At 60.9% G+C, this 18,391-nt stretch carries 16 protein-coding genes and 4 tRNA genes; 3 read left to right on the forward strand and 17 right to left on the reverse strand.

Annotated features, from left to right (window positions below; all coding sequences use genetic code 11):
* Positions 1-62 precede the first annotated feature (62 nt).
* From ACIQUF_RS14815 to ACIQUF_RS14865, 11 genes are all read right to left on the reverse strand, one after another.
* Positions 63-1,934 (reverse strand): SurA N-terminal domain-containing protein, encoded by a 1,872-nt coding sequence (locus ACIQUF_RS14815; protein ID WP_403132640.1) that lies wholly within the window; start codon positions 1,932-1,934, stop codon positions 63-65.
* Positions 1,935-2,117: 183 nt separating this feature from the next.
* The gene (gene hupB / locus ACIQUF_RS14820) at positions 2,118-2,390 is read right to left on the reverse strand and encodes a nucleoid-associated protein HU-beta (protein WP_054883552.1); all 273 of its coding nucleotides are present in this window, start codon (positions 2,388-2,390) and stop codon (positions 2,118-2,120) included.
* A 153-nt stretch (positions 2,391-2,543) separates the two neighbouring features.
* Complete coding sequence (gene lon, locus ACIQUF_RS14825; protein ID WP_403132642.1) at positions 2,544-4,940, reverse strand: endopeptidase La; 2,397 nt, start codon at positions 4,938-4,940, stop codon at positions 2,544-2,546.
* Positions 4,941-5,093: 153 nt separating this feature from the next.
* A complete protein-coding gene (clpX, locus tag ACIQUF_RS14830; protein WP_110744985.1) occupies positions 5,094-6,377 on the reverse strand; it encodes an ATP-dependent Clp protease ATP-binding subunit ClpX in 1,284 nt (427 codons plus the stop codon).
* A 108-nt stretch (positions 6,378-6,485) separates the two neighbouring features.
* Positions 6,486-7,127: an ATP-dependent Clp endopeptidase proteolytic subunit ClpP gene (gene clpP, locus ACIQUF_RS14835; protein ID WP_400799566.1), complete on the reverse strand. Its 642-nt coding sequence runs from the start codon at positions 7,125-7,127 to the stop codon at positions 6,486-6,488.
* Positions 7,128-7,218: 91 nt separating this feature from the next.
* Complete coding sequence (gene tig, locus ACIQUF_RS14840; RefSeq protein ID WP_403132644.1) at positions 7,219-8,532, reverse strand: trigger factor; 1,314 nt, start codon at positions 8,530-8,532, stop codon at positions 7,219-7,221.
* Between the two features lie 246 nt (positions 8,533-8,778).
* Complete coding sequence (locus tag ACIQUF_RS14845) at positions 8,779-9,078, reverse strand: DUF6388 family protein (RefSeq protein ID WP_403132647.1); 300 nt, start codon at positions 9,076-9,078, stop codon at positions 8,779-8,781.
* A 158-nt stretch (positions 9,079-9,236) separates the two neighbouring features.
* A tRNA-His gene (locus tag ACIQUF_RS14850) sits at positions 9,237-9,312 on the reverse strand.
* A 36-nt stretch (positions 9,313-9,348) separates the two neighbouring features.
* Positions 9,349-9,433 (reverse strand) — tRNA-Leu (locus ACIQUF_RS14855).
* A gap of 52 nt (positions 9,434-9,485) precedes the next feature.
* Positions 9,486-9,561, reverse strand: a tRNA-His gene (locus ACIQUF_RS14860).
* Positions 9,562-9,599: 38 nt separating this feature from the next.
* Positions 9,600-9,676, reverse strand: a tRNA-Arg gene (locus ACIQUF_RS14865).
* Between the two features lie 259 nt (positions 9,677-9,935).
* Here ACIQUF_RS14865 and folD point away from each other — a divergent pair.
* The 3 genes from folD (at position 9,936) to ACIQUF_RS14880 (ending at position 12,323) form a co-directional block, all read left to right on the forward strand.
* The gene (folD, locus tag ACIQUF_RS14870; RefSeq protein ID WP_403132649.1) at positions 9,936-10,790 is read left to right on the forward strand and encodes a bifunctional methylenetetrahydrofolate dehydrogenase/methenyltetrahydrofolate cyclohydrolase FolD; all 855 of its coding nucleotides are present in this window, start codon (positions 9,936-9,938) and stop codon (positions 10,788-10,790) included.
* Between the two features lie 137 nt (positions 10,791-10,927).
* Positions 10,928-11,242 carry a hypothetical protein gene (locus tag ACIQUF_RS14875; protein WP_403132652.1) on the forward strand — a complete coding sequence of 105 codons (315 nt, stop codon included), beginning with the start codon at positions 10,928-10,930 and terminating at the stop codon, positions 11,240-11,242.
* The gene (locus ACIQUF_RS14880; protein WP_403132654.1) at positions 11,214-12,323 is read left to right on the forward strand and encodes an NEL-type E3 ubiquitin ligase domain-containing protein; all 1,110 of its coding nucleotides are present in this window, start codon (positions 11,214-11,216) and stop codon (positions 12,321-12,323) included. The genes ACIQUF_RS14875 and ACIQUF_RS14880 overlap by 29 nt, the downstream gene beginning before the upstream one ends.
* Positions 12,324-12,417: 94 nt before the next feature.
* On the opposite strand, the gene ACIQUF_RS14885 is transcribed toward ACIQUF_RS14880, so the two are convergent.
* The 6 genes from ACIQUF_RS14885 to ACIQUF_RS14910 are packed head-to-tail and all read right to left on the reverse strand — an operon-like array spanning position 12,418 to position 18,336.
* Positions 12,418-14,157 carry a carbohydrate ABC transporter substrate-binding protein gene (locus ACIQUF_RS14885; RefSeq protein WP_403132657.1) on the reverse strand — a complete coding sequence of 580 codons (1,740 nt, stop codon included), beginning with the start codon at positions 14,155-14,157 and terminating at the stop codon, positions 12,418-12,420.
* A 38-nt stretch (positions 14,158-14,195) separates the two neighbouring features.
* Positions 14,196-14,468 carry a DUF2160 domain-containing protein gene (locus tag ACIQUF_RS14890; RefSeq protein WP_125923206.1) on the reverse strand — a complete coding sequence of 91 codons (273 nt, stop codon included), beginning with the start codon at positions 14,466-14,468 and terminating at the stop codon, positions 14,196-14,198.
* A gap of 12 nt (positions 14,469-14,480) precedes the next feature.
* Positions 14,481-15,281, reverse strand: a complete 801-nt coding sequence (locus tag ACIQUF_RS14895) for a carbohydrate ABC transporter permease (RefSeq protein ID WP_403132661.1) — start codon at positions 15,279-15,281, stop codon at positions 14,481-14,483.
* Between the two features lie 3 nt (positions 15,282-15,284).
* Positions 15,285-16,148, reverse strand: a complete 864-nt coding sequence (locus ACIQUF_RS14900; protein WP_063914002.1) for a carbohydrate ABC transporter permease — start codon at positions 16,146-16,148, stop codon at positions 15,285-15,287.
* Positions 16,145-17,242 (reverse strand): ABC transporter ATP-binding protein, encoded by a 1,098-nt coding sequence (locus ACIQUF_RS14905; protein ID WP_403132663.1) that lies wholly within the window; start codon positions 17,240-17,242, stop codon positions 16,145-16,147. Before ACIQUF_RS14905 ends, ACIQUF_RS14900 begins: the two co-directional genes overlap by 4 nt.
* The gene (locus ACIQUF_RS14910) at positions 17,242-18,336 is read right to left on the reverse strand and encodes an ABC transporter ATP-binding protein (RefSeq protein ID WP_403132665.1); all 1,095 of its coding nucleotides are present in this window, start codon (positions 18,334-18,336) and stop codon (positions 17,242-17,244) included. Before ACIQUF_RS14910 ends, ACIQUF_RS14905 begins: the two co-directional genes overlap by 1 nt.
* Positions 18,337-18,391 lie beyond the last annotated feature (55 nt).

Consider the following 18,391-nt stretch of genomic DNA (forward strand, 5'->3'; position numbering starts at 1 on the left):
GCACAAACTACACAAATAAAACAGGCCGCATCATGCGGCCTGTTTCGTTAGCAGACACTCACTCAGTAGCGAGTGATGTCCGCATTGCCTTCCAGTTGCTTGCGATAGGCCGCAAAGTCTTGCTGGCCAGCACGCGAAGCGAGGTAGCGGCGGATCTGCTGCTTCTCTTCATCGCTGGCGGCGGCGCCTTCGTTGACGCCCTTGAGCTGCAGCACGACCAGGCTGCCGTCGGCCAGGACCACGCTGCCGTATACCGGCTTGTCCTTGGCTTGTGGCTTGGCCAGGCGGAACAGCGCCTGCAGCTCGGCCGGGTCGATACCGTCCTGGCCGCGGGTGACCGCCTCGTAAGGCTTCCAGTTCTGCCCGTCGTGGGCAGTACCGGCAGCAATGGAGCCGTCTTGCAGGCCAGCGATCAGCTTGTCCGCCTTGGCCTTGAGTTCGGCGGTCGCCTTCTCCTTGGCCAGGTGTTCGCTGATGTTCTTGGCCACGGCTTCCAGTGGCAGTTGCTCTGGCTTGCGGTGCTCCTTGACGCGCAGCACCACGGTGGTTTCCGGGTCCAGTTCGATGGCGGTGCTGTTGGCAGCCTCCTCGAGCACTTCTTCGGAGAACGCAGCCTGAACAACGGCACGGTTGGCGGTAATGCCTTCGCCACCTTCACGGCCGAACGGCGCCGAGGTGTGTACCTTGAGGTTCAGGTCCTGGGCCGGCTGGGCCAGGTCGGCAGCCTCGTAGGCAGCGTCCTGCAGCTGCTTGCTGGCATCGACATAGCGCTGCTCGACCAGCGGGGTCTTCAGGTCACGCGTCAGCTTGTCCTTGAGGCTGGCGAAGCTCGGCACTTCTGGTGCCTGCTTGCCCAGCAGCTTGATCAGGTGGTAGCCGAACTCGGTGCGTACCGGGGCCGAAACCTGGCCATCTTCAAGCTTGTACAGGGCGTCCTCGAAGGCCGGGTCATACACACCTGGCCCGGCGAATCCAAGGTCGCCACCGCTGTTGGCAGAACCTGGGTCCTGAGAGAACTCCTTGGCCAGCTTGGCAAAGTCTTCACCCTTGGCCAGGCGTTGCTCGATTTCTTCGGCGCGGGCCTTGGCCTGGGCATCGTTGGTCTTGTCGTTGACCTCGATGAGGATGTGCGCGGCGTGGCGCTGCTCGGCGAGGTTGGCGATGTCCTTCTCGTACTGGGCTTTTAGCTCGTCGTCGCTGACCTTGACCTGATCGAAGAACGCCGATTTCTTCAGCTCGACGTAGTCGATGACCACTTGATCAGGGGTCATGAACTCCTTGGCGTGCTGATCGTAGTGCGCCTTGACCTCGTCATCACTGACTTTGACCGCCGCCGGGTTGGCCTTGAAGGTCATCGAGGCGAAATCGCGGGTCTGGTTTTCCAGGCGAGCGAAGGCGTCGACCTGCTTGTCGGTGACAAAACTGCTACCGGCGATACCGGTACGCACCTGGCCGATCAGCATTTCTTCGGCAAGCATTTCGCGGAACTGCATACGGCCATAGCCCATCTGGCGGATGACCTGGTCGAAGCGGTCGGCGCTGAATTTGCCATCGACCTGGAATTCCGGCGTCTGCAGGATCACTTGGTCCAGCGCAGCCTCGGAGAAGGCGAACTTGGCGTCTTCGGCACCCTGCAGCAGCAGTTTGCGATCGATCAGCCCTTTGAGCGCGGCGTCGCGCAGCAGTTTTTCGTCCAGCAGTGCCGGGTCGAAGTCCTTGCCCAGCTGTTGCATCAGCTGGCGGCGCTGCATGTCTGTGGCCTGGCTCAGCTCATTCTGGCTGATGGTCTGGCCGTTTACCTTGGCGGCATCCTGGCTATGGGTAGCGGCCTGGAAAATGGCTTCAAAGCCGGTCAACGCCATCAGTACGACGATGAGGCCGATGATGGTCTTGGCAATCCAACCTTGTGAATTGTCCCTGATATTTTGCAGCATGCGTCCCCCAGAAACGGCTGTACCACTGCGTCGACAACCGCGGAGCGTGGGTAGAATCCTGATAAAAGAAAGGCGCATCCGAGGATGCGCCTTTTCTTAGCAAACGTGTCAGGCGGGAACGTTTGCGACCCGCCTTCAGCGTGCTCGAACCTGGCAAGGCCCGGTCCGGCTGAAAGAGACGACTTAGTTGACGGCGTCTTTCAGGCCTTTGCCTGCCTTGAAACCTGGAACCTTGGCGGCAGCGATCTTGATCGCCTTGCCAGTTTGCGGGTTGCGACCGGTGCGCTCAGCGCGCTCTTTGACCGAGAAGGTACCGAAGCCAACCAGTACGACGTCGTCGCCTGCTTTCAGGGCACCGGTCACGGAGTCGATCACAGCGTCCAGTGCTTTGCCGGCGGCAGCTTTGGAAATGTCAGCCGATACAGCGATAGCGTCAATCAGTTCCGACTTGTTCACTCGAAGTCCCCTTAATTTCTCTATTGAGTTTGTTTCTAAGTATGTAATGAAAAGCTTATGAAACGTGTGCTGGGTGGCTTAATGACAATAGCGTGCCGCTTTATAGCAAGGCCCCGAAAAAACTGTCAAGGAAAGCCCCCCAGCCAAAAACTACTAATGCGTGCTGATTCTTTCCTTAGCATCGCCGTCGCGCTTTTCATCTTTCGCGACAATCTCAGGAGCCACATCTGGCAAGGGCTCCGGGGCGTATTGCAGCGCAATTTGCAGGACTTCGTCAATCCATTTGACCGGTTTGATCTGAAGATCCTGTTTGATATTTTCCGGAATCTCCTTCAGATCGCGAACATTCTCCTCGGGAATGATCACCGTCTTGATCCCGCCACGGTGTGCCGCCAGCAGTTTTTCCTTCAGACCGCCAATGGCCAACACCTGGCCACGCAGGGTGATTTCACCGGTCATGGCGACGTCGGCCCGCACTGGAATCTGCGTCAGCGCGGACACCAGCGCGGTGCACATGCCAATGCCGGCGCTTGGGCCGTCCTTCGGCGTAGCGCCCTCTGGCATATGGATGTGCACGTCGTGCTTCTCGTGGAAGTCGGCGGCAATTCCCAGGCTGCGAGCACGGCTGCGGACCACGGTCTGTGCGGCAGTGATCGATTCGACCATGACGTCACCCAGCGAGCCGGTCTTGATCAACTGGCCTTTGCCAGGGATGACCACCGACTCGATGGTCAGCAGCTCACCGCCCACCTGCGTCCAGGCCAGGCCTGTTACCTGGCCGATCTGATCCTGCTGCTCGGCGAGGCCGTAGCGGAACTTGCGCACGCCCAGCAGGTGTTCGAGCTGCTCGCTGGCAACCTTGACCTTGACCTGCTTCTGCCCGGTATGTTCCTTGACCACCTTGCGGCAGACCTTGGCAATTTGCCGCTCAAGGCCACGGACACCGGCTTCCCGGGTGTAGTAACGAATGATGTCACGAATCGCCGAGACGTCGATCTCCAGCTCTTCCTTCTTCAAACCGTTGGCCTTGACCTGCTTGGGTGTCAGGTACTTGACCGCGATGTTGATTTTCTCGTCCTCGGTGTAGCCCGGCAGGCGGATGATTTCCATGCGGTCGAGCAGCGCCGGCGGGATGTTCATCGAGTTCGAGGTGCACAGGAACATCACGTCCGAGAGGTCGTAGTCGACCTCCAGGTAATGGTCGTTGAAATTGTGGTTCTGCTCGGGGTCGAGCACTTCCAGCAACGCCGAGGCCGGGTCGCCGCGCATGTCGCTGCCCATCTTGTCGATCTCGTCGAGCAGGAACAGCGGGTTGCGCACACCCACTTTGGTCATCTTCTGGATCAGGCGGCCAGGCATCGAACCGATGTAGGTACGGCGATGTCCACGGATCTCGGCCTCGTCACGCACGCCACCCAGGGCCATGCGCACGAACTTGCGGTTGGTGGCGGCAGCGATCGACTCGGCCAGCGACGTCTTGCCCACGCCAGGCGGGCCAACCAGACACAGCACCGGACCGCGGATCTTTTTCACCCGCTTCTGCACGGCGAGGTACTCAAGGATGCGCTCCTTGACCTCGTCCAGGCCATAGTGGTCGGCATCGAGGATCTCCTCGGCCTTGGTGAGGTCAAGGCGTACCTTGCTCTGAGCCTTCCACGGCACCTGCACGAGCCAGTCGAGGTAAGAGCGCACCACGGTGGCCTCGGCCGACATCGGCGACATCTGCTTGAGCTTGTTCAGCTCGGCCTGGGCCTTGGCCAGCGCGTCTTTTGGCAGGCCGGCAGCTTCGATGCGCTTTTTCAGCTCTTCGACTTCGTTGTGGCCTTCGTCGCCATCGCCGAGTTCTTTCTGAATGGCCTTCATCTGCTCATTCAGGTAGTACTCGCGCTGGCTGCGCTCCATCTGCTTCTTGACCCGGCCACGGATACGCTTCTCGACCTGCAGCAGGTCGATTTCGCCATCCAGCATCGCCAGCACGTGTTCAACACGGGTCGACAGGTCGACGATCTCGAGAATTTCCTGCTTCTGCTCGATCTTCAGGGCCATGTGCGCGGCCATGGTATCGACCAGGCGCCCTGGCTCTTCGATGCTGTTCAGCGACGACAGCACTTCAGCGGGCACTTTCTTGCCCAGCTGCACGTACTGTTCGAATTGCGACAGCAACGTGCGCACGAACACTTCCGATTCGCGCTCGGCGGTATCGGTTTCGTCGATCAGGGAAACTTCGGCACGGATGTGCCCTTCTACTTCGGTAAAGCGTTCGACGGCACCACGCTGCTCACCCTCGACCAGCACCTTGACGGTGCCATCGGGCAGCTTCAGCAGCTGCAGCACGGTTGCGACAGTACCAACGCGGTACAGGGCGTCTTCGCCCGGATCGTCGTCGGCAGGGTTTTTCTGGGCCAGCAGAAGGATCTGCTTCTCGCCAGTCATCGCGGCCTCAAGGGCCTCAATGGACTTCTCACGCCCCACAAACAGCGGGATGACCATGTGCGGATAAACAACGACATCGCGCAATGGCAAAAGAGGCAAGTCGAGGGTGGTCTTCATGATTTCGCCTCTACAGCGGCCATAAGGCCGGAAACCGGTGGAAATGTTGCTTGGACCTAATGTGGGGGCACGCTTGCGAAATTACAAGCGCTTGCGCAGGAAAAGCAGAAAGGGGCCCGTAGGCCCCTTTCTTGCTTGCTACCACTACCCAACTCAAGCGTCGGGTGCGGCCTTGGCTTGCGGCTCGCTGTTCTCGTAGATCATCAGCGGCTGCGAAGTACCTTCGATGACGCTCTCGTCGATCACCACTTTGCTGACATCCTTCTGCGAAGGGATCTCATACATGGTGTCGAGCAGCACGCCTTCGAGGATCGAACGCAGGCCACGGGCCCCGGTTTTGCGCTCCAGAGCCTTGCGTGCGACGGCCTTGAGGGCATCGCTGCGGAACTCGAGGTCCACGCTTTCCATCTCGAACAGCTTGGCGTACTGCTTGGTGAGGGCGTTCTTCGGCTCGGTGAGTATCTGCATCAGCGCAGCCTCATCCAGCTCATCGAGGGTCGCCAGCACCGGCAGGCGGCCAACGAACTCGGGGATCAGGCCAAACTTGACCAGATCGTCCGGCTCGACCTCACGCAGCGATTCGCCGACCTTCTTGCCTTCTTCCTTGCTGCGCACTTCGGCGCCAAAACCGATACCACCTTTGGTGGAGCGGTTCTGGATGACCTTTTCCAGGCCCGAGAAGGCGCCACCGCAGATGAACAGGATATTGCGGGTATCAACCTGCAGGAACTCCTGTTGCGGGTGCTTGCGGCCCCCCTGCGGCGGAACGGAGGCAACGGTGCCTTCGATCAGCTTCAACAGCGCCTGCTGCACGCCTTCACCCGAGACGTCACGGGTGATCGACGGGTTGTCCGACTTGCGCGAGATCTTGTCGATCTCGTCGATGTAGACAATGCCCATCTGGGCCTTTTCCACGTCGTAGTCGCACTTCTGCAGCAGTTTCTGAATGATGTTCTCGACGTCCTCACCCACATAACCGGCTTCGGTCAGGGTGGTGGCGTCGGCAATGGTGAACGGCACGTTCAACAGGCGTGCGAGGGTTTCGGCGAGCAGCGTCTTGCCCGAGCCCGTTGGCCCGATGAGCAGGATGTTGCTCTTGCCGAGTTCGACCTCGTCACCCTTCTTGTCACGCTGATTCAGGCGCTTGTAGTGGTTGTACACCGCTACGGCGAGCACCTTCTTCGCGCGCTCCTGACCAATCACGTACTGGTCCAGGATGCCGCTGATTTCTTTCGGCGAAGGCAATTTGTGCGCGCTGCTTTCGGCCTGGGCTTCCTGCACCTCCTCGCGGATGATGTCGTTGCACAGGTCGACGCACTCGTCGCAGATAAATACCGAGGGCCCGGCAATCAGTTTGCGCACTTCGTGCTGGCTTTTGCCGCAGAAGGAGCAATAAAGCAATTTGCCGCTGTCCTCGCCGTTACGGGTGTCAGTCATTCGATCGATCCAATCCGGTAGGCTTGCAACACAAGATGAAGGCAATTGCGGGCTTTTTCAAGTCCGCAGGTAGGCGCTTTCGGCACCTACCTGCTCTGGCGCCTGGGTTCAGGAGACCAGTTGCCGCTTGTCGTATACCGAGTCGATCAGGCCGTACTCGGCCGCGCGCGAGGCGCTCATGAAGTTGTCACGCTCAGTATCACGCTGGATGGTCTCGAGGTCCTGGCCGGTGTGGTAGGCCAGCAACTCATTCAGACGCGCCTTGATGCTGAGGATTTCCTGGGCGTGGATCTGGATGTCGGTAGCCTGGCCCTGGAAGCCGCCGAGCGGCTGGTGGATCATGACGCGCGAGTTCGGCAGGCAGTGACGCTTGCCCTTGGCACCTGCGGTCAACAGGAAGGCGCCCATGCTGCAGGCCTGGCCGATGCAGATGGTCGAGACATCCGGCTTGATGAACTGCATGGTGTCGTAGATCGACATGCCAGCAGTCACCGAGCCGCCTGGGGAGTTGATGTAGAGATGGATATCCTTGTCCGGGTTTTCCGCTTCGAGGAACAGCATCTGCGCTACGACGAGGTTGGCCATGTAGTCTTCTACCGGGCCAACCAGGAAGATCACTCGCTCCTTCAACAGGCGCGAGTAAATGTCATAGGCACGTTCGCCACGGGCGGACTGCTCGATAACCATCGGGACCAGGCCGCCTGCGGCCTGGATGTCAGAGCTCTGCTGAATATAAGAATTGCGGGACATGTCCTGCGCTCACTCCCAAATAGTCATGGCTTGAATACGCACAAGCCAGCGCGAAGGCTGGCTTGTGGGGGCTTCCTACGAGAAAACCGTATTACTCAGCTTCGGCAGGCGCCTGGGCTGGTTTTACCGCTTCTTCGTACGAGACCGACTTGTCGGTCACAGTCGCTTTCTGCAGAACAGTATCTACAACTTGTTCTTCCAGCACAACCGAACGCACTTCGTTCAGTTGCTGGTCGTTCTTGTAGTACCAGGCGATGACCTGCTCAGGCTCTTGGTAAGCCGAAGCCATTTCTTCGATCATCTCGCGAACCTTGGCGTCGTCTGGCTTCAGCTCGAATTGCTTGACCACCTCGGCGACGATCAGGCCCAGCACCACGCGGCGCTTGGCTTGTTCTTCGAACAGCTCGGCCGGCAGTTGCTCAGGCTTGATGTTGCCACCGAACTGCTGAACAGCCTGGACGCGCAGACGGTTGACTTCGTTTTCCAGCAGCGCCTTCGGCACTTCGATCGGGTTGGCGGCCAGCAGACCGTCCATGACCTGGTTCTTCACCTTGGTCTTGATCGCCTGGCGCAGTTCACGCTCCATGTTCTTGCGAACTTCGGTGCGGAAGCCTTCCAGGGTGGACTCTTTGATGCCGAACTGGGCGAAGAACTCTTCGTTCAGTTCTGGCAGCACAGGGGCCGAAACGCTGTTGACGGTGATGGTGAACTCGGCAGCTTTGCCAGCCAGGTCCAGGTTCTGGTAGTCCTCAGGGAAGGCCACGTTGACAACGCGCTCTTCACCCGCTTTGGCGCCTACCAGGCCGTCTTCGAAGCCTGGGATCATGCGGCCGGAACCCAGCACCAGCTGGGTGCCCTTGGCCGAACCGCCAGCGAAGGCTTCACCGTCGATCTTGCCGACGAAGTCGATGTTGACCTGGTCGTCTTTCTCGGCGGCGCGCTCGACGGCCTCGAAACGGACGTTCTGCTTGCGCAGGACTTCCAGCATGTTGTCCAGGTCGGCGTCAGCCACTTCGGCGCTCAGGCGCTCGACGTTGATCGACTCCAGGCCGGCAACGGCGAACTCTGGGAACACTTCGAAGATGGCGACGAACTCCAGGTCCTTGCCCTTCTCGAAGGACTTCGGCTCGACAGCCGGAGCGCCGGCAGGGTTCAGCTTCTGCTCGACGATGGCTTCGTAGAAGGAAGCCTGGACCAGGTCACCGAACGCCTCTTGACGTGCATCGGCTTCGAAACGCTGGCGGATCACGCTCATCGGCACTTTGCCTGGGCGGAAGCCCGCGACTTTGGCGCGCTTGGCAGTCTGCTGCAGACGCTTGTTGACTTCGTTCTCGACGCGCTCGGCCGGAACGGCGATGGTCATGCGGCGCTCGAGAGCGGAAGTGTTTTCAACAGAAACTTGCATGGATATTCCTCGTTGCACAGACGTTAGCCGGCGTTAGCCCGACTCCAGAATCAAGGGCAAGCATTCTAGTGAGTCACGCAGCAGAAGTCACCCCACTCGGGACGACGGGAAACCACGCCGGTCGATTAGCTTGCAAGGCCCAAGCGGCGTACCGCCGAGCCTCTTCATATATGGAGGTTGCGCAACGCCGTCGGCGCCACGCTACCGAAATACCTTGTCAAACAACTGCAGCGTGCGAAAACGCCCTTATTCAGGGTCGATCTCGTTGAACTGACAGTACTCTTCCCACTCCATTCCCAGCGCTTCGGCCACTTCGCGATGGGTCTCCAGGCGCATGGCCTGCAGTTGCTCGGGGTTTTCAGCGATCAGTTGCAGCGCCAGCTCCCAAGGCTGAATGCCCTGCTCGTCGGCTGCATCTTCGAATGCCCACTCGATCTGCTGAGCCTGCTCACGGGCATCCAACTCGCGAATCTCTTCGAGCAATTGCGGATTGGCTTCGGCGAAGCGCTGCAGCGCCAGGGCCTGTCGAGCTTCTTTTGCAATCATGGGGTAATCCTCTACCAGCCTCCGGGCCGGTGTTTCAACCGGCTGAAATCTATCAGCTTTTATTGGGGTGCCACCAGAGGATTGCAAGGGGCGCGATACCCGCAAGACTAAAACCAAAAAAGGCGCCCGATCTCACGACCAAGGCGCCTTCATATATATGGGGTGGACGATGGGAATCGAACCCACGACAACCGGAATCACAATCCGGCGCTCTACCAACTGAGCTACGCCCACCATAATGCAGTGTTGCGGTACAACTTTACAGAAGCATGGTGCGGACGAAGAGACTCGAACTCTTACAGCTTGCGCCGCTGGAACCTAAATCCAGTGTGTCTACCAATTTCACCACGTCCGCGTAACGCTTAAAGCAAAGGCGCCGGATCTACATCGAGCGCCTTTGCAGAATATGGGGTGGACGATGGGAATCGAACCCACGACAACCGGAATCACAATCCGGCGCTCTACCAACTGAGCTACGCCCACCATATCGCTATACAGACTTACTTGACCAAGCTGCCTAATGGCGCACCCGGCAGGACTCGAACCTGCGACCATCCGCTTAGAAGGCGGATGCTCTATCCAGCTGAGCTACGGGCGCATAAGCATAAAGCCTAACCGAACGAGCAATAAACAAACCACTCATTCTGCCCGACCTCGCCAACCAGTGCTAGGCTGTGCCCGACAAGTGCGGCGAATCTTATAGGCGAGCCCTAAGAGCGTCAACACCTTTTTCTAAAAAATTCAAAATATTTAAGGGGTTAGAGGATTTGCCCGACCACGCGCCTTTGCCCTCGGGCCGTGTCGTGCGAGAATGCGCCTTCTTTATTGTTCCTTTCTCGATGGTTAATCACGCGTCTATGACTGCACACCTAATCGATGGCAAGGCGATCGCCGCCAACCTGCGCAAGCAGATCGCTCAACGTGTCGAGGAGCGTCGCCAGCAAGGCCTGCGCACGCCGGGCCTGGCGGTGATCCTGGTCGGCACCGACCCCGCCTCCCAAGTCTATGTCTCGCACAAGCGCAAGGACTGCGAAGAGGTCGGCTTCATTTCGCAGGCCTTCGACCTGCCCAGCGATACCACGCAGCAAGCCCTGACCGAGCTGATCGACCGCCTCAACGACGATCCTGCAGTCGACGGTATCCTGCTGCAACTGCCGCTGCCGGCGCACCTCGATGCGTCTCTGCTGCTCGAGCGCATCCGCCCGGACAAAGACGTCGACGGCTTCCACCCGTACAACATCGGCCGCCTGGCCCAGCGCATCCCCCTGCTGCGCCCATGCACGCCGAAAGGCATCATGACCTTGCTGGAAAGCACCGGTCAGGACCTTTACGGCATGGACGCAGTGATCGTCGGCGCCTCCAACATCGTTGGCCGGCCGATGGCCATGGAGCTGCTGCTGGCTGGTTGCACCGTGACCGTCTGCCACCGTTTCACCAAGGACCTGGCTGGCCACGTCGGGCGTGCCGACCTGGTGGTGGTAGCCGCCGGCAAGCCGGGGTTGGTCAAGGGTGAGTGGATCAAGGAAGGCGCCATCGTCATCGACGTCGGCATCAACCGTCAGGATGACGGCAAGCTGGTCGGCGACGTGGTCTACGAGACCGCCCTGCCGCGCGCTGGCTGGATCACTCCGGTGCCGGGTGGCGTCGGGCCGATGACCCGGGCATGCCTGCTGGAAAACACGCTGTATGCGGCAGAAGAGCTGCACGCGTAACACCCCGCGCGCCACGCCCGAACGGCACCTCTCGCAGGTGCCGTTTTCTTTTCCGTGGGCTGGGTAGTTTCCTTCTACCACAACAGCCACCCTTGACACGCTAGCTTGGCGGCCTTTCCCTCAAAGGACTGCCGCCCATGCCCGCCAACCTCCCCCCCATCAGCGCGCTCGTCGATGCTCGCCTACCCACCTGGCTGCGCCGAGCCACACGCAGCGAAATCGCCAGGCTCGAGCAACGCGTTCTGGCCAGCCAGCGAGCTGCTCGCCAGGTAAACAACCAACTGGCGAAGGTTGCACCGCTGGAGACCTTTGGCAAACAACTGCTCGAAGCAGCACTGCCGCAATGGTACCCCGCACAGGCGCTTCCTCCTGCCGAGCAAGGCTGGCTGTGGGACAACGCACAGGACCGGAACACAGCCGGAATTGAACGCCTGGCGCCTGGACTGGCCTGAGAACCTGCAAGAGCACGTCGCTGAAACCGATCAGGACCCCCATTGGCAACCTCTGTATGGGCTGTTCGAGCGCTTGCAGAATACACCGGACTACGTTCGTCACCCGCTTGCCATGAACCGCCGCATGCAACATGCCCTGAGCACCCTGGCAGGCCTGGAGCCCGGTCTCCAGGACGTACCAGGCTGGGGGCGCACGGCCCTGCAGCAACAGGTTAACGACCTGCTGCGCGATGCAGGTGAGCAATGTGTCGACCAGGCCGAGCTGTTGTTCCAGCAGGTCGAGACGCAGACCACGGTATGGCGCGCCGTGGCCACCGCGCCAGCGCACCTCGATGACCTGCAAGTGGCAATCGATACCGCCACCGCGCTGCTGCGCCAAACGCATCTGGATACCCGCGTCGGCGAGTTGTTCAACGACCGGGTGGCCAGGCGCCGCGCCCTCGCCGCCGCACAGGACCCGATTGCGCGCGAGAACGCACCGGCCCTGGATGCGGACGACGACCTGGGCGACGCGCAGCTTACAAACCCCGACTTTCTGCTCGACGAGGTGGAAATGGTGCTGGACGCTCGAATGCAGCTTCGTCAGCGCCTGGCACTGCCTGCACAGCCCGAGCAGATCATGTTCGGCCATCTGGCGCAGCTGTCGCCAGCAACGCTGGACCGTCTGGCAACGGGCGTTGAAGCCTATGTGGACCCAACGCATCTGGCCGACTGGGCCGCCGAGCAGTCCTTCTGGCAGGCGTGGATGCGGCGCTTGTACAGTGATCGCTTTACCGAGCTGGCGAACCAATGGTCAGGAACATCCGAGTATTTTGATACCTTGACCGAGCCTGGCGATGCAGACATCGTTTACAGCGGTTCGCCGGTACCGGAGCCGTTCATCGATGCGTTAAGCGCTGCTCATCCAGAGGTCGCCTGGCGGCGCAACGGTGTACTGCAACGGGTCGATCTGGTATCGGGGCGCTATCCTGGCGAAAACGCGATCTATGACGACGTGTCTCGCCTGTTGTTGCAGACCCGCGCCCGCGCTGATGCAATGCTGGTTGAGCAATTGACCATGCAGACCTTGAACCGGCAATAAGCACCCGGCCATGCTTCATCCTTGTGACGCACGACGCCACAAGGATGACGCCCGTGCCGCATCACTGCGATGCGGCAACGGCGCTAGCAATGGATCATTTGCGCGCCGCCTCCCACGACTTCAACAGCTCGTCGTAGCTGACCGTCTCGCCCTTGGGCTTCTCGTTGGCCAGCTTCGGCTTCGGCGCACCCGGTTGGTCGAACCAGTACTGCGCATCCTTCTCCGGATTGAGCTTCGGCGCACAGGTGGCCTGGGCATTGGAGCGCTGCAGCCGCTCCATCATCCGGTCCTGATCGCGGGCCAGGCCGTCCAGCGCTTCCTGCGGAGTTTTCTCGCCACTGGCCACTTCGGCGATATGGCTCCACCACAACTGCGCCAGCCGTGGATAGTCAGGCACGTTGGTGCCGGTCGGCGTCCATTGCACCCGCGCCGGGCTGCGATAGAACTCCACCAGGCCGCCGAGCTTGGGCGCCAGGTCGGTCATGGCCTGGGAGTTGATGTCCGACTCGCGGATCGGCGTCAGGCCAACGATGGTCTTTTTCAACGATACGGTCTTGGAGGTGACGAACTGCGCGTACAGCCAGGCGGCCAGGCGCTGCTTCTCGGGAGTCGACTTGAAGAAGGTCCAGGAGCCGGTGTCCTGGTAACCGAGCTTCATCCCCTCCTCCCAATACGGCCCCTTGGGTGACGGTGCCATGCGCCACTTCGGCGTGCCGTCGGCATTGACCACCGGCAAGCCCGGCTTGGTCATGTCGGCGGTGAACGCGGTGTACCAGAAGATCTGCTGGGCAATGTTGCCCTGCGCCGGAACCGGGCCGGCCTCGGAGAAGGTCATGCCCTGCGCTTCCTTGGGTGCGTACGCTCGCATCCAGTCGACGTACTTCTGCGTGGCATACACGGCTGCCGGGCCGTTGGTGTCGCCGCCACGGGTCACGCTGGACCCGACCGGGTGGCAATCCTCCACGCGGATGCCCCACTCATCCACTGGCAGACCATTGGGCAAACCTTTGTCGCCGCCGCCAGCCATGGAGAACCAGGCATCGGTGAAGCGCCAGCCCAGTGAGGGGTCTTTCTTGCCGTAGTCCATATGGCCATAGACCCGCTTGCCGTCGATCTCCTTGACGTCTTCAGTGAAGAACTTGGCGATGTCCTCGTAGGCCGACCAGTTCACTGGCACGCCCAGCTCATAGCCATACTTCTCCTTGAATTTGGCCTTGAGGTCGGGCCGCTCGAACCAGTCGGCGCGGAACCAGTAGAGGTTGGCGAACTGCTGATCGGGCAGCTGATAAACCTTGCCGTCCGGTGCGGTGGTGAAGGAAATGCCGATGAAATCCTTCAGATCCAGGGTCGGTGAAGTGTAGGCCTTGCCTTCATTGGCCATCAGGTCGGTGATCGACTCCACCTTGCCGTAACGAAAGTGCGTACCGATCAGGTCGGAATCATTGACCCAGCCGTCATAGATGTTCTTGTCCGACTGCATCTGCGTCTGCAGCTTTTCCACCACATCGCCTTCCTGCAGCAGGTCGTGGGTCAGCTGAATGCCGGTGATTTCGCTGAAAGCCTTGGCCAGCACCTTGGACTCGTATTCATGGGTGGTGATGGTTTCCGACACCACGTTGATCTTCATCCCACGGAACGGCTCTGCGGCCTTGATGAACCACTCAAGCTCGGCCAGTTGCTGCTCGGGCGTCAGGGTCGAAGGTTTGAATTCGCTGCCGATCCACTTTTTCGCCGCGTCCTGGTACTGGTCGGCCCACGCCGAGCCCTGTACGCCAGCCAGCACCAACAACGCGGCCAGGGTCAAATGTCGCCGATTGTGTTTGTTTTGGAACATTGTGATCTCCCGATTGAGTTATTCCCCGGAGCCGTCGCTCAGCCCCAGCGCAGCACCACCACAAGCCAGCCCAGCGACAGCAGCGAGGCGACCCACAACGGCCAGTCGCTGACCCCGACCACCAGCAAGTGCAGGTAGGCGCTGACCAACAGGCCGATGAACAACCGGTCGCCACGGCTGGTGACGATCGGCAGAAAGCCGCGCCGCTCCACGCAGGGGCGGCGCAGTTCGAACAAAGTCATGCACAACAGCAATACCCCAACGGCGGCGAAGAACAGCGCCGTGGGCAAGGTCCAGGCCATCCACTCCATCGCTAACCCTCCTTACACCCGGCCCAGAGCAAAGCCCTTGGCCACATGGTTGCGGACAAACCAGATCACCAGCATGCCCGGCAGGATGGTCAGCACCCCGGCCGCTGCCAGCACGCCCCAGTCGATCCCCGAAGCGGACACCGTGCGGGTCATCACTGCGGCAATCGGCTTGGCGTTCACCGAGGTCAGGGTGCGCGCCAGCAGCAGCTCTACCCACGAAAACATGAAGCAGAAAAACGCCGTGACGCCGATGCCGGAGCCGATCAGCGGGATGAAAATCTTCACGAAGAAACGCGGGAAGCTGTAGCCATCGATGTACGCGGTTTCATCGATTTCCTTCGGCACCCCCGACATGAACCCTTCGAGAATCCACACCGCCAACGGCACGTTGAACAGGCAATGGGCCAGGGCCACGGCGATATGGGTGTCGAACAGGCCGATGGACGAGTACAGCTGGAAGAACGGCAGCAGGAAAACCGCTGGCGGTGCCATGCGGTTGGTCAGCAGCCAGAAGAACAGATGGCGGTCACCGAGGAAGCGATAGCGCGAGAAGGCATAGGCCGCCGGCAGCGCCACCAGCAGCGAAATCAGCGTGTTCAAGCACACGTAGTAGAGCGAATTGATGTAACCGCTGTACCAGCTGGCATCGGTGAAGATCACCCGGTAGTTGTCGAGGGTGAACGCCTGTGGCCATAGGGTCAGGCCACCGAGTATTTCACTGTTGCTCTTGAACGACATGTTCAGCAGCCAGTAGATCGGCACCAGCAAAAAGAAGAAGTACAGCAGCAGGACCAGCGTTTTACGCGTGCTCATGGCCTAGTCCTTGTCGGCGTGGGTCATGGCTGTGTAGAACAGCCACGACACCAACAGGATGATCAGAAAGTACACCAGCGAAAACGCCGCCGCCGGCCCCAGGTCGAACTGCCCCACGGCCATGCGCGTGAGGGTCTGGCTGAGGAACGTGGTGGCGTTGCCGGGGCCGCCGCCGGTGAGTACGAACGGCTCGGTATAGATCATGAAGCTGTCCATGAAGCGCAGCATCACCGCGATCAGCAGCACGTTCTTCAGCTTGGGCAACTGAATGTGCCGGAACACCGCCCAGGCCGAGGCACGATCGATACGCGCGGCCTGGTAGTACACGTCGGGAATGGCACGCAGGCCCGAGTAGCACAGCAGCGCCACCAATGAGGTCCAGTGCCAGACGTCCATCACCAACACCGTCAGCCAGGCATCGAACGGGTCGCCCGCGTAGTTGTAGCTGACCCCAAGCTTGGCCAGCGTGGCGCCGAGCAGGCCGATATCGGCGCGGCCGAAGATCTGCCAGATGGTGCCGACCACGTTCCACGGGATCAGCAACGGGATGGCCATGACGATCAGGCACACCGAGGCCATGCGCCCTTTGGTCGGCATGGTCAGGGCAATGGCGATACCCAAGGGAATTTCAATCAGCAATACACAGGCGGAATAGATGAACTGGCGCAGCAAGGCGTCGTGCAGCGCCGGGTCGCGCAGCACCTGGCGGTACCAGTCGGCGCCGACGAAGTAGCGGTTGGACTGGTCGAAAATGTCCTGCACCGAGTAGTTGACCACGGTCATCATCGGCACCACGGCACTGAAGGCCACCAGCAGGAACACCGGCAGTACCAGCCACCAGGCCTTGTTGTTCGGCACCTTGTTCATGGCGCGGCCTCCAGCAGCACGTCATCGACATACAGCATCAGCCACTGCGTCGGCAGGCTGACCCAGGCCTGCCCCACTGGCACAGGTCGGTCTTCGCCCAGGCGCGCCTTGAGCGAAACGCCGCCGAGCATCAGGGTGACGATGCGGTAGGTGCCCAGGTCCTCGATGTCCAGCACCTGCACCGGGTAGGTGTCATCGAAAGGGCTGTCCCACAGTTGCACGAACTCCGGGCGGATACCCACTTGCAGGCGCCCGCCCCCGGTTGCCGCCAGCCGCTCGCGCAAGCCCTCGGGCAAGGGCAGTCGAATATCGCCGAATGCCACGCCTTGCGCCTCGGCGCGCACGTCGATCAGGTTCATGCCGGGGCTGCCGATGAAGTAGCCGACGAAGGTATGCCGGGGCCGCTCGAACAACTCGCGCGGGGTGCCGAACTGGACGATGCGCCCACCGTGCATCACCGCGATCTTGTCGGCGAAGGTCGAAGCCTCCAGCTGATCGTGGGTGACGTAGATCATGGTGATGTTGAACTGCTCATGAATCTGTTTGAGCTTGCGCCGCAGCTTCCACTTCAGGTGCGGGTCGATCACCGTCAACGGCTCATCGAACAGGATCGCCGAGACATCGTCGCGCACCAGGCCACGGCCCATGGAGACTTTCTGTTTTTCGTCGGCGCTGAGGTTGCGTGCCTTCTTTTTCAACACAGCAGACAGGTCGAGCACCTCGGCGATTTCCTCGACCCGGGTGCGCACCCGGCCCTCGTCCAGGCCCTGGTTGCGCAAGGGGAACGCCAGGTTGTCGAACACAGTCATGGTGTCGTACACCACCGGAAACTGGAACACCTGGGCGATGTTGCGCTGTTGCGGCGTGAGGTCGTTGACCGGCTTGCCGTCGAACAGCACCTGGCCATGGGACGGCGTCAGCAGGCCCGAGATGATATTGAGCAAGGTCGACTTGCCGCACCCCGAAGGCCCGAGCAAGGCATAGGCACCGCCCTGCTCCCAGACGTGTTCCAGCTCATGCAGGGCGTAGTCGCCTTCGGCGCTGGGCTGGCGGCTGTAGCTGTGCGCCAGTTGGCGCAAACGGATCTCGGCCATCAGGCACTCCTCGCCTGACGCAGGCCCGGTGCCTGCACCAGTGCCCCGGCGCTGTCGAAGATGAACAGCTTGTGGGTGGGGATGAACACGCGGATGGGCGTGTCCACCTGATACTCATGGACACCCGGCAAATGCAGGACCATCCGCCAGTGTTCGTTACGGACGTGCAAGAAGGTTTCCGAACCACTGATCTCAGCCAACTCCACCAGCACGGCCAGTTCCAGGTCATCATCGTGGGTCGGCACCAGGGTGATGTGGCTGGGGCGCACACCGAAGCGGTAGTCGCCATCGCCCAAGCGCTGCAGGTCGGCATTGCGGGCAAAGTGCACGGCCTGGGCCAGGCTCACCTCGTTGCCGTTGATGCGCCCGGGCACCAGGTTGATCGGCGGCTCGGAAAACAGCTCGGCGGCCAGCACGCTGCAGGGCCGCTGGTAAACCTCGGCGGTGGGGCCGCTCTGGATGATGCGACCCTCGTGCAGGATCGTCGTTGTGCCGCCCAGGGCCAGCGCTTCGTTGGGCTCGGTGGTGGCATACACGGCGATGCAGTTGCGCGCCGCGAACAGCTCACGCAACTCTTGGCGCAGCCCCTCGCGCAGCTTGTAATCGAGGTTGACCAGCGGCTCGTCGAACAGGATCAATCCGGCATCCTTGACCAGCGCCCGGGCCATCGCGGTTCGCTGCTGCTGGCCGCCGGACAGTTCCAGCGGCAGTCGTTGCAGGTAGGGTTCGATGCGCAGCATCTCGGCGGTTTCCTGCACCCGTCGACGAATTTCCCCATCGCCCAGGCGTGCCTGGCGCAACGGTGAGGCGATGTTCTCGAAGACGCTCAGGGTCGGGTAATTGATGAATTGCTGATAAACCATCGACACGTTGCGCCGGCGTACCGGCACCCCCGTGACGTCCTCCCCCGCCATCAGCACGCGCCCACGGTCCGGGCGGTCGAGGCCGGCCATCAGGCGCATCAGGCTGGTCTTGCCAGCCAGGGTCCGGCCCAGCAGCACATTGAACGAACCGGGCTCGAAACGCAGGGACGCGTCGATGATCCAGTCCTGGCCATCGACGCTACGGCTGACCTGCTCCAACACCAGGGTCATGGCGTGGCCTTCTTGTGATTGTTGTGCGCCAGCCACAGCCAGTTCCGTGCCAGTT

The organism is Pseudomonas sp. NPDC090233, from assembly GCF_044772285.1.
In the GTDB taxonomy this organism is placed as follows: domain Bacteria; phylum Pseudomonadota; class Gammaproteobacteria; order Pseudomonadales; family Pseudomonadaceae; genus Aquipseudomonas.